We start from the raw sequence: 12,024 nt of genomic DNA, 5'->3' as shown, positions 1-12,024 counted from the left end.
CTCTCCTTCCCTCCACGCAAGAAGAGTGCGATGCGCCCTACCCTCATCCCGTTCCCCCTTTCCTTCCCGTTCCGCGCCATGGCGGCGGCCGGCACCGGTTCGCTGCTGCTGGGTGCCTGCTCGGCGCCGACCAGTCCGGCCGACCGGACGGCGGCCGAGCTGCGGGCCCGCGTCCCGCAGCCGGTGCGTGCCGCCGGTGTGCTGCGGATCGGTTCCGACCTCAACTACCCGCCGGTCGACTTCAGGACCCCGGACGCGCCCTGGGCCGGTCTGGACCCGGACCTCGCGGCGGCGGTCGGCAACTACCTGGGCCTGAAGATCGAGTTCGTGAACATGCCCTTCGACCAGGTGATCCCGGCCGTCCAGCAGAAGAAGATCGACCTGGCGATGTCCGCGGTGATCGACACCCGGCGCCGCCAGGAGGGCACCGACGACAACCACCAGCAGGTCGACCCCGGGGTGGACTTCATCGACTACTTCATGACGGGGACGTCGATCCTGGTCCGCAACGGCAACCCGCTGAACATCTCCTCCCTGGACAGCCTGTGCGGCCGGACGGTGGCCGTGCAGCGCGGCACCATCCAGGCCGAGGTGGGCCGGCGGCAGATCAACGCCTGCCTGAAGGTCGACAAGCCGATGAAGCTCCACGAGCTGGAGACCGACGCGCTGGCCCAGGCCGAGGTCTCCGCCGGCACCGCCGCCGCCGACCTGAACGACTACCCGGTCGCGGTGTACAACACCGCCCCGGAGCGCGGCGGCCGGTTCGCCATGGTCGGCGCGTACGGGCAGTCCAGCCCGTACGGCATCACGCTCAACAAGCGCGACACCGAGCTGCGGGACGTGCTGGCCCACACCCTGGACCAGCTGATCCGCAACGGCGACTACGACCGGATCCTCACCAAGTGGGGCGTCCAGCGCGGCGCGGTGACCAGCGCCGTGGTCAACGGCGGTCTGTAGCCCGCAGTCCGAAAAGCGGTTCAGGCGCCGAGCGCCACCGGTGCGCCGACGAGTGAGCCGTACTCGGTCCACGAGCCGTCGTAGTTCTTCACGTTGCCGTAGCCCAGCAGCTCGGTGAGTGCGAACCAGGTGTGCGCGGAGCGTTCGCCGATCCTGCAGTACGCGACCACCTCACGTCCGCCGTCGATGCCCGCGTCCCCGTACAGGGCGCGCAGCTCGGCGGCGGACTTGAAGGTGCCGTCGTCGTTGGCCGCCTGCGACCAGGGGATGTTGACCGCGCCGGGGATGTGGCCGGGGACCTGGGCCTGTTCCTGCGGCAGGTGCGGCGGGGCGAGCCGCTCGCCGCGGTACTCCTCGGGCGAGCGGACGTCCACCAGGCCGAGTTCGCCGCCGGTGCGGGCGAGCATCTCGTAGCGCAGCGCCCGGATCTCGGGCCGTTCGCGGCCGTCGACGGTGTAGCCGGTGTGCTGGTAGTCCATCACCTCGTGGGTGAGTTCACGGCCCTCCAACTCCCATTTCTTGCGGCCGCCGTCGAGCAGTTTCACCGCCTCGAAGCCGCGCAGTCGCAGGATCCAGTACGCGTACGCGGCGAACCAGTTGTTGTTGCCGCCGTACAGCACCACGGTGGTGTCCTCCTCGACCCCGGCGGCGGACAGCAGCCGGCCGAGCGCCTCCCGGTCGAGGTAGTCCCGGCCGACGGGGCTGTGCAGGTCGGTGGCCCAGTTCCAGCCGACCGCGCCGGGGACGTGGCCCCGGTCGTACGCGGCGGTGTCCTCGTCGACGTCGACGATGCGAACGGTGCCGTCCGTCAGGTGGGCGGCCAACCACTCGGTGGAGACCAGCCGTTCCGGGTGCGCGTAACCGTTGCCGCTCATCGCCCGGTCCTCCTCTCCTCCCCCGCTCCGATCAGATCGGCCGCGCCGCCGCTCACCACGGCGGTCACCGGCACGCCCGCCCGCGCGAGCAGTCCGGCGGCGACGGCGGCCCGCCGCCCCCGGCCGCACACCGTCCACACCTCGCCCGTGAAATCCCCTGCCCGGGAAGTGAGTTGTCCGAGCTGGACGGCCCGCGCGCCGGGCACCGGCGGCTCCGGCCGGGTGCGGACGTCCAGCACGGTCACCGCGCCGGGCCCGCGCGCGGCCAACTCCCGTACGTCGGCGGTCGCGAAGGACGCCACCGGCCGTCCGGTCGCCGCCCACGCCTCGACCCCGCCCGCGAGCCGGCCGAGCGCCCGGTAGCCGATCCGCAGCAGCTGCCGGACGGCCTCGGCGGCCGCCTCGGCCGCCGGCTCCGGCAGCACCAGCACCAGGTCGGTGCCGAACGGGACGATCTCCCCGACCACCGCGCCGAACGCGTCGTCCAGCTCGTGGCCCAGCGCGCCCGGCAGGTGCGCGGCGGCGTACTCGCGGCGGTCGCGGGCGTCCACCACGGTCGCGCCGTGCAGCGCCAGGTGCTCCGCCTCGCCGGGCGTCAGCGGCGGCAGCACCGGCGGGTGCCCGAGCACCGGCGGCCCGGCCCGGTTGATCGGCGCCATGTGCCGGTAGTAGCCGGGCACCGGCGGCAGTCCGCGCAGCCGCCCGGCCAGGAACTCCGCCTCGTCGGCGGCCAGCAGCCCGGGGTTGCCGAGCCGCTGCGCGCCGACCGTACTGGTCCGGGCCCCCGGCTCCGCGGCGGTCGCACAGGAGCTGCCGGCGCCGTGGGTGGGCAGCACCCGGGTGGCGTCCGGCAGCGCGGCCAGCCGCCGCAGCGAGCGGTACTGGGCCCGGGTCAGCTCCTCGGTGCGGTCCGGGCCGAGCAGGTCGGTCCGGCCGGAGGCGCCGACCAGCAGGCTGCCGCCGGTGAACACCGCCTCGGGCCCGTCCTGCGGCCGCTCCCGGTGGTGCACCAGGTACGCGGTGTGCTCGGCCGTGTGCCCGGGCGTCTCCAGCGCGCGGACCACCGCGTCGCCGACCGTGACCTCGTCGTCCTCCACCAGCGGCAGGTGGGCGAACCCGTACCCGGCCGCCGCCGGCCCCGCCACCGTCGCCCCGGTCGCCTCCCGCACCTCCAGTGCCCCCGAGAGGTAGTCGTTGTGCACGTGCGTCTCCAGCACGTACCGCACCCGCACCCCGCGCCGCCGGCACGCCTCCAGCACCGGCCAGCAGTCCCGCTGCGGATCCACGTACGCCGCCTCGTCACCGCTCACCAGCAGGTAGCTGGAGTCGCCCAGCCCGGCGGTGACGATCGCCTCGTAGCCGATCCCGTCCACCCGCGCTCACCCGCTCCCGTTCAGTACGCGACCACGTCCAGCGCCGCCGCCGGATTGCAGCCGTAGCCGTCCGCGTTCCACGGCGCCCGGAGCGGCTGCGCGGCGCCGCTGGCGTCCGTCGCCCGGACCTCGATCCGGTGGCCGCCGGGGCGCTCCGGCAGCCAGCGGTACGACCAGTCGCACCACGCGTACCGGCTGCCGCCGCGCAGCCGCGCCGGCCGCCAGGCGCCGTCGTCGATCCGCACCTCGACCCGCTCCACCGGCCCGGCGCCCGACCACGCGTGCCCGCGCAGCTCCGTCTCCGCGCCGACCCGCAGCCGCGCGCCCGGCGCCGGCGCGGTGATCAGCGAGCGGACCCGGACGGTGGTGACCGGGCCGTCCTCGGTGCCGCCGTCGGTGCCGTACGAGTCCCGGTAGACGTACGAGCCGCCCTGGAACGGGCCGCTGAACGGCCGCTCCACCGCCCGCACCGCCACCAGCCACTTCACGTCCGCGACCCCGTACCGTCCGGGTGCCACCAGCCGGACCGGCGCGCCGTGCTCGGCGGTCAGCGGGCGGCCGTTCAGTTCGAGGGCGAGCAGGGTGTCCGGGTGCAGGGCCGCGGCCACCGGCAGGCTGCGCTCGAACGGGGTCCGCCGGCCGTCGACCGTCCCGCTGTCGGCGCCGGTGAACACGTACTCGGCGGCCCCCGGGTCCAGCCCCGCCCGCTCGGCGACCGCGGCGAACGGAACGCCGGCGAACAGCGCGCACCCCACCGCCCGCTCGCCCCACGGCACGCCGGGCGCGGGCGGCCGCATCAGGCTCCGCCCGTTGCCCGCGCACTCCAGCACCGCCTCCACCTCGCGCCGGCCCGAGGCCCGCAGCTCGGCGAGGCCGAACTCCGCCGCCCCGACCCGCAGCCGCCAGCGGTCCGGGTCGATCTCCGGTACCGCGAAGTGCGAGCGCACGAACAGCGCGTCCGCCGCGGTGCGGTGCGCCGCGAGCGCCGCCGCGGGCGTCTGTGCGTTGAACGGCTCCACCGTGACCGTCTCGGGCCCGCCCATACCTCGAATCTACGCCCGCGGGGCGGCCGGGAGCGCGTCGCGGGCCTCAGCCCGGGTGCCGCCGCAGGTAGCCGTCGACCGCGGCGGCGGCCGCCAGCATCGCCCGCCCGCGCGCCGTCACCCGCTCCCGCCGGCCCTCCAGCGCGGCCCGCAGCGGCTCCGTGCCGCCCGCCGCCCGGACCCGCTCCAGCACCCGGGCGATCTGCTCCAGCCCGTACCCGCCACGGCGCAGCTGGTGGGCCAGCAGCACGTCCCGCACGTCCGCGGGCGCGTACACCCGGTACCCGGTCCGCCGGTCCCGGGCCGGCACCACCAGCCCGGCCCGCTCCCACGCCCGCAGCGTCGCCGCCCGCACGCCCAGCCGCCGCGCCAACGGCCCGATGAACGTCTCCGCCGCGCCGCCCGGATCCGCCTCCACCAGGTGGCCGACCGCCGCCTCCACCTCGTCGAGCGTCCGCCGGTCGACCGCGAGCTGCTCGTGGCTCCCGTCGATCAGCCGCAGCGCCTCCGCCAGCTCCCCCGCGTTGAGCGCCCGCATCACCGCCGTCGCCGTCGCGTGCCCGTGCGCGGGCACCAGCGCCAGGAACGTCCGCAACGCGGCCGCGTGCCGCGGCCCGTACCGCCGGTACCCGTGCGCCGAACGCTCCGCGGGCGGCAGGATCCCCGCGTCCTCGTAGTTGCGGACCGCCTGCGTGGACAGCCCGTGCTCCCGCGCCAGATCGACCGGCCTCAATCCCGTGTTTGAAACTTTTCCCACCACCGTCGCTCAGCTGCGCGTCAAAGTCTCCACCGAACCCTCAACGATAGCGTTGAAGCCATGACCGACCAGCTGCAGGACGCCACCCGCCCCTACTCCCCCGCCGCCCTCACCTCGCTGCTCTCCCCCGACACCCGCGTCCTCGCACTCGGCGAGCCGACCCACGGCGTGGACGCCTTCCTCGACCTGCGCAACGAGCTCCTCGCCCACCTCGTCGAGCACGAGGGCTACCGCTCCGTCGCCATCGAGAGCGACTGCCTCGCCGCCCTGACCGCCGACGCGTACGTCACCGAGGGCACCGGCGACCTCGACACCGTCATGGCCACCGGGTTCAGCCACGGGTTCGGCGCCTCCGCCGCCAACCGCTCCCTGCTGACCTGGATGCGCGACCACAACGAGACGTGCGCGCCCGAGGACCGGGTCCGCTTCCACGGCGTCGACGGCCCGCTGGAGATCACCGGCGCCGCCTCGCCGCGACCCGCGCTCACCGCCCTCCGCGACCACCTCTCCACCCACCTCGGCCCGGCCCCCGTCCCCTCCGCCGACACCCTCGACACCCTGCTCGGCCCCGACGACCGCTGGACCCACCCGAACGTGATGACGGACCCCGGCGCCTCACCCGGCCGCACCGACGACGCCCGCGAACTGCGCCTGCTCGCCGACGACCTGCAGACCCTGCTCACCGCCCACGCCCCGCAGCTCCTGGCCGCGGCCTCCACCGAGGCCCACCGCCGCGCCGAGCTGTACGCCCGCACCGCCACCGGGCTGCTCCGCTACCACGCCGCCCTCGCCGACACCTCGCCCCACCGCATCGCCACCCTGCTCGGCCTGCGCGCCACGATGATGGCCGACAACCTCGACGCGGTCCTGCGCGCCGACGAACGCCGGGGCCGCACCCTGGTGTTCGCCCACAACGCGCACCTGCAGCGCAACCTCAGCAGCCTCACCATGGGCGGCACACTCTTCGAGTGGTGGAGCCTCGGCGCGATCCTCTCCGCCCGCCTCGGCACCGGCTACGCCTTCGCCGCCACCACCTTCGGCACCCGCAACGGCACCGACACCCCCGCCCCGACCACCCTCGAAGGCATCCTCGCCGCCCTCCCCCACCCGCGCACCCTGGTCGACCCCCGCCGCCTCGCCACCGCCCTGGACCGGCAGCCCGACCGGCGGACCCCCGCCGACCACACCTACTTCCCCCTCGACCCGGCCACCACCGACCTCACCGACGCCATCGTCTTCCTCCGCGAGATCTGACACCCCCGGCCGGAAACGACGGACCCGGGGACGGACCCGGCCCTGCCGGGCGGCCGTCAGCCGGTCCCCGTGCACACCCGGCCGGGCATGCCGTGCCCGACCGGCTCCGCTCCGGATTCGATCGGGGACACGCTACGTCGCGACCGGCCCGGTCGGCGGGCGGCCGCCTATGGTCCGCACCGCCAGGGCGCCGGCCTCGCAGGCGGCGGTGGCGGCGTCGGCCGGGGAGGCGCCCGTGAGCCTCGCGGCGAGGTAGGTACCGGTGAACGCGTCGCCCGCGCCGGTGGTGTCGAGCGGTTCGACCGGACGGGCCGGTACCCGGGCGGCGATCCGGTCGCCGACGGCGACGACCGCGCCGTCCCCGCCGAGTTTGACCACCGCCTCGCCGAACCGCCGTGCCAGCGCCACCGCGGCGGCCTCCGGTTCCTGCTCGCCGCTGAGCAGCCGCGCCTCGTCGAGGTTCGGCAGCAGCAGCCCGGCGCCGACGACCGCCGCGAGGAACCGGTCCCGTCCCAGCCCCGCGATGAATCCGGCGGACGCCGGGTCGACGCTCACCGGCACCCCGCGCCGCGCCGCCTCCCGGATCACCGTCGCCGCCAACTCCCGGCCGGGCTCGGTGAAGCAGAGGTAGCCGGACAGGTGGACGCGGCCCGCGCCGTCGAGCAGCGACGGGTCCCAGTCGGCGGGGCCGAGGTTCGCGGTGGCTCCGCTGTCGGTGAGGAAACTGCGTTCGGCGGTGGCGTCGACCAAGGCGATCACCACGGCGGTGGCGGTCGCCCGGTCGACGGTCAGGAAGGACCGGACGCCGCTCGCCGCGAGCTCCCGCCGGTGCCAGTCCGCGGCGTCCGCGCCGACCCGGCCGAGCAGCCGGACGGCCGCCCCGGCGCGGGCGGCCCAGGCGGCGGCGTTCGCCCCGGCGCCGCCGGGCCGGACGGCGATCCGGGCGGCGGTGTCGGTGCGCGGCGCCGGCGGGTCGCTGTGCCGGGCGACGATGTCGGTGACCACGTCCCCGACGACCAGCAGCGCCCCGGCCACGCCCCCGCCGAGCCCGCCGCCCGCCCCACCGCCGGTACCCCGACCGGCTCCGGCCGCCCCACCGGCGGTGCCGGCACCGCTCCCGGCCGCACCTCCACCGGCTCCGCCGCCCGGCTCCGCGCCCGTCATCCGCGCGCCCACTCCACCGCGATCCGCGCGGCGAGCCGGACGTTGCCGCGGACGGCCGCGAGGTTGGCCTCCAGCGAGGCGCCCGCGGTGTGCTCGGTGAGGTACGCGAGCAGGAACGGGGTGGCGGCCTGCCCGCTGACGCCGGCGCGTTCGGCGGCGGCGAGCCCGTCCGCGAGGACGCGGTCGTGCAGGGCGGGGTCGAGCTGTTCGGCCTCGTCGACGGGGTTGGCCACGATCAGGGCGGAGTCGAGGCCGCCGAGCGCGTCCTGGGCCCACATCGCGGCGGCGACCTCGGCGGGGCCGTCCACGGTCCAGTCGACCGGGCGGCCGGAGCGGGTCAGGTAGAAGCCGGGGAACTGGTCGGTCCGGTGGCCGGCCACGGCGACGCCGAGGGTCTCCAGGCGTTCCAGGGTGGCGGGTACGTCGAGGATGGACTTGACGCCGGCGCAGACCACGGTGATCCGGGTGCGGGCGAGCAGTCCGAGGTCGGCGGACTCGTCCATGGTGGTCACCCAGCCGCGGTGGACCCCGCCGAGGCCGCCGGTGGCGAACACCCGGATCCCGGCCCGGGCGGCGAGGAACGCCGTGCCGGAGACGGTGGTGGCGCCGCTCGCGCCGGCCGCGACGGCGAGCGCCAGGTCGCGGTGGCCGAGCTTGCGCAGGCCGTCCTCGGCGGCGATCCGCTCCAACTCGGCTTTGCCGAGGCCGATCCGGGGCACCCCGTCGAGCACCGCGACGGTGGCGGGCACCGCCCCGCCGGCCCGGACCAGCGCCTCCAGCTCCTCCGCGACCGCGAGGTTCCGCGGCCGGGGCAGCCCGTGCGCGATGATCGTCGACTCCAGCGCCACCACGGGCCGCCCACCCGCCAGGGCGTCCCGCACCTCCTCCGAGATCTCCATGCGGAGATACCTGGCACGCCGCGGGGCTCCCGAAACCACTTCGGGGGCCCGCGCGCTCGCGGGCCCCCGAAGGGTCGTGCTCAGCCGGTGGCGGTCAGCTGCTGGTGGCGACCGCCGGGCGGGGTGCGGTGGTGCCGGGCTTGCTGAAGAAGAAGTAGGCCAGGGTCGGCACCAGGTACAGCACCCAGACGCCCACCTGCAGCCAGGTCGGGTCGGGCTGGAAGTTGAACACGCCCTTGAGCAGCGTCCCGTACCAGCTGTCCTGCGGGATGGTGGAGCTGATGTCGAAAGCGCGGTCGTGCAGGCCCGGCACCCAGCCGGCTTCCTGCAGGTCGTGGACGCCGTAGGCGAGTACGCCGGCGGCGACCACGACGAGCATCGCGCCGGTCCAGGTGAAGAACTTGGCGAGGTTGATCTTCAGCGCGCCGCGGTAGAACAGCCAGCCGAGCACGACCGAGGTGAGCAGGCCGAGCACCGCGCCGACCAGCGGGTTCCAGCCGTCGCCGGTGGCCTGCACAGCGGTCCAGATGAACAGCGCGGTCTCCAGGCCCTCGCGGCCGACCGCCAGGAAGGCGGTGACGACGAGCGCGACGGTGCCCATCGCGAGCGCGGCGTCCAGCTTGCCGTGCAGTTCGGACTTCAGGTGCCGGGCGGTGCGGCGCATCCAGAAGACCATCCAGGTGACCAGGCCGACCGCGATGATCGACAGGCTGCCGCCGAGCGCCTCCTGGGCCTCGAAGGAGAGCTGCGAGGAGCCGAACTGCAGCACCGCGCCGAACGCCATGGACAGCGCGACGGCAGCGGCGATGCCCGCCCAGACCGGCGCGAGCCGGTCCTTGCGACCGGTCTTCACCAGGTAGGCGATCAGGATGCAGACGACCAGGCTGGCTTCCAGGCCCTCGCGCAGGCCGATCAGGTAGTTGGCGAACACGGCGGCTCTCCTCGAAACAATGGTACGGACGGCGGACGGGCTCAGCCGAAGAGAGCCTGGCCCCACCACTCGCCGGGCTTGCGGATGCCGGGCGGGCAGGCGAAGTGGCCGGAGCCGACGTGGATGATGTACTCGTTCAGCGCGTCGTTGGCGGCCAGCCTGGTCTGCAGCGGGACGAACTGCTTGCGGGTGTCGCGCTGGTAGGCGAGGAAGAACAGGCCGGCGTCCAGACGGCCGAGGCCGTCGGTGCCGTCGGTGAAGGAGAAGCCGCGGCGCAGGATCATCTGGCCGTCGTTGCTGTCCGGGTGGGCGAGGCGGACGTGCGCGTCGTCCTTCATGGCCTTCAGGTCCGGGGTGTCGCGCTCCTTCTGCTTGCCGATCGGCGCGCCTTCGAGCTTGGTGCGCCCGATGACGTCCTCCTGCTCCTGCAGCGAGGTGCGGTCCCAGGTCTCGATGGTCATCCGGATGCGGCGGGAGACCAGGTACGAGCCGCCGGTCATCCACTCGGGGCCGTCGCCGGGGGCGACCCAGACGTGCTTGGCGAGCGCGGCGTCGTCGGTGCCCGCGATGTTGTGGGTGCCGTCCTTGAAGCCCATCAGGTTGCGCGGGGTCTGCGCGTCGGGCGTGGTGGAGGAGGTCTTGCCGAAGCCGAGCTGCGACCAGCGGACGTTGACCACGCCCATGCCGATCCGGGCGAGGTTGCGGATCGCGTGGACGGCGATCTGCGGGTCGTCGGCGCAGGCCTGGACGCAGATGTCGCCGCCGACCCGGTTCGGGTCGAGCCGGTCGCCGGCGAACTTCGGCAGGTCGACCAGGGCCTCGGGCCGCTTGGCCTTCAGGCCGAAGCGGTCGACGCCGTCCTTCTCGAACAGGGTGGGGCCGAAGCCGACGGTGAGGGTGAGCCGGGAGGCCGGCAGGCCGAGGGCCTCGCCGGTGTCGTCCGGCGGGGCCTCGGGCAGGCCGCCGGTGGCGCCGGCGCCGACCTCGCGGCCGGCGGTCATCGCGGCGGCGGCCTTGGTCCACTCCTTCAGCATCTTCACCAGGGCCTCGCGGTCCTTGGTGATGACGTCGAAGGCGGCGAAGTGCAGCCGGTCCTGGACCGGGGTGGAGATGCCGGCCTGGTGCTCGCCGTAGAACGGGATGTCCACGGTCTGCTTGGCGGGCACCGGGTCCTCGGCGTGCCGGGTGGCGGCGGCGACCGTGCCGACGCTGGCGGCGCCGAGCGCCACGCCCGCTCCCGCCCAGCCGATGACGGCGCGTCGGCTCAGCCCGGAGCGCTGCTCGGCGCCCTCGGTGCCGGTTCCGGCGTTCTCCGTGCTCTCCGCGTGTTCGGCGGTCATCGTCTGTGTTCCTTCGCGCTGGGTGGGATCGGGACTCGGCGGTGAAACTACCGGACCTACTGGACGACGACGGCGGCGGCCAGCTTGGACAGCGGCTCGCCCAGCGAGTTCACCGCGTCCTGGAAGGTCTTGCGCTCGGCCTCGGTGACCTTCTCGTACGAGACGTAGCCCTCGCCCTGCTTGTACTTGGCGAGCAGCGCCTGGATCGCGTCGAACTCGCCGTCCAGGGTCTTGGCCAGCGCGGCGTCCTTCTCGGCGGCGACCGGCTTCAGCAGCTCGTAGGCCTTGCGGGCGCCCTCGACGTTGGCGGCGAAGTCGGAGAGGTCGGTGTGGGAGTAGCGGTCCTCCTCACCGGAGATCTTGTTCTTCTGGACCTCGTCCAGCAGCTCCTTGGCGCCGTTGGCCATGCCGGTGGCGGTGATCTCGGCCTGCGGGATGCGCTTCTGCCAGTCGGTCAGGTCGGCGACGAGCTGGTCGGCGAGCTTCTTGTCCGAGTCGTCGATCTTGTTCTCGGCCCAGAGCGACTTCTCGATCTTGTGCCAGCCGGTCCACTCCTGGCCAGCCTCCAGGCCGTCCTCGCGGGTGTCGGTCTTCGGGTCGACGTCGCCGAAGCTCTCGGCGACCGGCTCGGTGCGCTCCCAGCCGACGCGGGACGCGGCGAACAGCGACTTCGCCTTCTCCAGGTCGCCGGCCTTGACGGCGTCGGCGAACTGGGTGACCACCGGGATGGTGGCGTCGGCCTGCTCCTGGGCGTACTTGCGGTACGCGTCGACCGCGGACTCCAGGCGCGGGTCCTTCTTGGCCTCGGTGCCGCCGGTCACGGTGATCTTCTGGCGGATGCCGTCACCGGTCTGGCCGGGCTTGCAGGCGACCTCGTAGGTGCCAGCCTTGACCTCGGCGTTGATGGTGGCCTTGGTGCCGGGGCCGATGTTCTCGCGCTCGGTGACGATCTTGTCGCCCTCGCCGTAGATGTAGACCTCGGTGGTCTTCGAGCCCTTGTTGGCGATGGCGAGCTCGATGTGCCCGGCGGGGAAGGTGGTCTTCGACAGCTCGCAGGCGGTGTCGGTCGCGTTCACCTGGATCGCGTCGGCGGAGCCGCCGTCCTTCTTGGAGGAGCAACCGGCCAGCGCGGCACCGGCCACGGCGATGGAGAGCAGCGTGACTGCGGTCGAACGACGGGCGGACATGAACACTCCACGGGCGAGGGTCGGAACAGGCAGGACTCACAAGGCCGGGCAGCGGTGATCAGGTCCGATCCCCGGCTGCCCGGTAAGCTAAGGCATACCTTAGAGGCAGCTGGGAACCCCGTCGATATCGGGGCGGCCACGAAACGGACACCCGCCGCCCGGCCACCGTTCCCCCGCCGTCCGGCGGGTGCCTGCGGATCCGTCAACCCCCGCCGAAAATTGTCGACTTGACGCCACTTCGGCT

At 74.3% G+C, this 12,024-nt stretch carries 11 protein-coding genes; 2 read left to right on the top strand and 9 right to left on the bottom strand.

Annotated features, from left to right (window positions below):
* The first annotated feature begins 30 nt into the window (after positions 1-30).
* Positions 31-957 (top strand): ABC transporter substrate-binding protein, encoded by a 927-nt coding sequence (locus ACGFX4_RS22630; RefSeq protein WP_393077257.1) that lies wholly within the window; start codon positions 31-33, stop codon positions 955-957.
* Positions 958-977: 20 nt separating this feature from the next.
* Here ACGFX4_RS22630 and ACGFX4_RS22625 read toward each other — a convergent pair whose 3' ends face one another.
* The 4 genes from ACGFX4_RS22625 to ACGFX4_RS22610 are packed head-to-tail and all read right to left on the bottom strand — an operon-like array spanning position 978 to position 4,981.
* On the bottom strand, positions 978-1,832 hold the full coding sequence (locus ACGFX4_RS22625; protein WP_393077254.1) for a sulfurtransferase: 855 nt from the start codon (positions 1,830-1,832) through the stop codon (positions 978-980).
* On the bottom strand, positions 1,829-3,205 hold the full coding sequence (locus ACGFX4_RS22620) for a rhodanese-like domain-containing protein (RefSeq protein WP_393077251.1): 1,377 nt from the start codon (positions 3,203-3,205) through the stop codon (positions 1,829-1,831). The genes ACGFX4_RS22625 and ACGFX4_RS22620 overlap by 4 nt, the downstream gene beginning before the upstream one ends.
* 20 nt (positions 3,206-3,225) lie before the next feature.
* Positions 3,226-4,248, bottom strand: a complete 1,023-nt coding sequence (locus ACGFX4_RS22615) for a sulfite oxidase (RefSeq protein WP_393077248.1) — start codon at positions 4,246-4,248, stop codon at positions 3,226-3,228.
* A gap of 46 nt (positions 4,249-4,294) precedes the next feature.
* Positions 4,295-4,981 carry a MerR family transcriptional regulator gene (locus ACGFX4_RS22610; RefSeq protein ID WP_393077247.1) on the bottom strand — a complete coding sequence of 229 codons (687 nt, stop codon included), beginning with the start codon at positions 4,979-4,981 and terminating at the stop codon, positions 4,295-4,297.
* Positions 4,982-5,065: 84 nt separating this feature from the next.
* Here ACGFX4_RS22610 and ACGFX4_RS22605 point away from each other — a divergent pair, with 84 nt between their 5' ends.
* Positions 5,066-6,259, top strand: coding sequence for an erythromycin esterase family protein (locus ACGFX4_RS22605; protein WP_393077245.1), 1,194 nt, complete (start codon positions 5,066-5,068; stop codon positions 6,257-6,259).
* A 132-nt stretch (positions 6,260-6,391) separates the two neighbouring features.
* Here ACGFX4_RS22605 and ACGFX4_RS22600 read toward each other — a convergent pair whose 3' ends face one another.
* From ACGFX4_RS22600 to efeO, 5 genes are all read right to left on the bottom strand, one after another.
* The gene (locus ACGFX4_RS22600; RefSeq protein ID WP_393077242.1) at positions 6,392-7,423 is read right to left on the bottom strand and encodes a carbohydrate kinase family protein; all 1,032 of its coding nucleotides are present in this window, start codon (positions 7,421-7,423) and stop codon (positions 6,392-6,394) included.
* Positions 7,420-8,322 (bottom strand): pseudouridine-5'-phosphate glycosidase, encoded by a 903-nt coding sequence (locus tag ACGFX4_RS22595; RefSeq protein ID WP_393077239.1) that lies wholly within the window; start codon positions 8,320-8,322, stop codon positions 7,420-7,422. The genes ACGFX4_RS22600 and ACGFX4_RS22595 overlap by 4 nt, the downstream gene beginning before the upstream one ends.
* 94 nt (positions 8,323-8,416) lie before the next feature.
* On the bottom strand, positions 8,417-9,253 hold the full coding sequence (efeU, locus tag ACGFX4_RS22590; protein WP_393077236.1) for an iron uptake transporter permease EfeU: 837 nt from the start codon (positions 9,251-9,253) through the stop codon (positions 8,417-8,419).
* A gap of 41 nt (positions 9,254-9,294) precedes the next feature.
* A complete protein-coding gene (gene efeB, locus ACGFX4_RS22585) occupies positions 9,295-10,593 on the bottom strand; it encodes an iron uptake transporter deferrochelatase/peroxidase subunit (RefSeq protein ID WP_393077233.1) in 1,299 nt (432 codons plus the stop codon).
* A 56-nt stretch (positions 10,594-10,649) separates the two neighbouring features.
* Positions 10,650-11,780 carry an iron uptake system protein EfeO gene (gene efeO / locus ACGFX4_RS22580; protein WP_393077230.1) on the bottom strand — a complete coding sequence of 377 codons (1,131 nt, stop codon included), beginning with the start codon at positions 11,778-11,780 and terminating at the stop codon, positions 10,650-10,652.
* Between the last annotated feature and the right edge of the window lie 244 nt (positions 11,781-12,024).

Source organism: Kitasatospora sp. NPDC048365 (assembly GCF_043200835.1).
GTDB lineage: Bacteria > Actinomycetota > Actinomycetes > Streptomycetales > Streptomycetaceae > Kitasatospora > Kitasatospora terrestris.
Note: the sequence above shows the minus strand (reverse complement) of the source record. Positions and strands in the feature narration are given on the sequence as shown.

Excerpts from the sequence above, each read along its gene's own strand:
- ACGFX4_RS22630 (WP_393077257.1), top strand. The coding sequence starts at position 31 with ATGCGCCCTACCCTCATCCCGTTCCCCCTTTCCTTCCCGTTCCGCGCC.
- ACGFX4_RS22625 (WP_393077254.1), bottom strand. The coding sequence starts at position 1,832 with ATGAGCGGCAACGGTTACGCGCACCCGGAACGGCTGGTCTCCACCGAG.
- ACGFX4_RS22615 (WP_393077248.1), bottom strand. The coding sequence starts at position 4,248 with ATGGGCGGGCCCGAGACGGTCACGGTGGAGCCGTTCAACGCACAGACG.
- ACGFX4_RS22605 (WP_393077245.1), top strand. The coding sequence starts at position 5,066 with ATGACCGACCAGCTGCAGGACGCCACCCGCCCCTACTCCCCCGCCGCC.
- ACGFX4_RS22600 (WP_393077242.1), bottom strand. The coding sequence starts at position 7,423 with ATGACGGGCGCGGAGCCGGGCGGCGGAGCCGGTGGAGGTGCGGCCGGG.
- ACGFX4_RS22595 (WP_393077239.1), bottom strand. The coding sequence starts at position 8,322 with ATGGAGATCTCGGAGGAGGTGCGGGACGCCCTGGCGGGTGGGCGGCCC.
- efeB (WP_393077233.1), bottom strand. The coding sequence starts at position 10,593 with ATGACCGCCGAACACGCGGAGAGCACGGAGAACGCCGGAACCGGCACC.
- efeO (WP_393077230.1), bottom strand. The coding sequence starts at position 11,780 with ATGTCCGCCCGTCGTTCGACCGCAGTCACGCTGCTCTCCATCGCCGTG.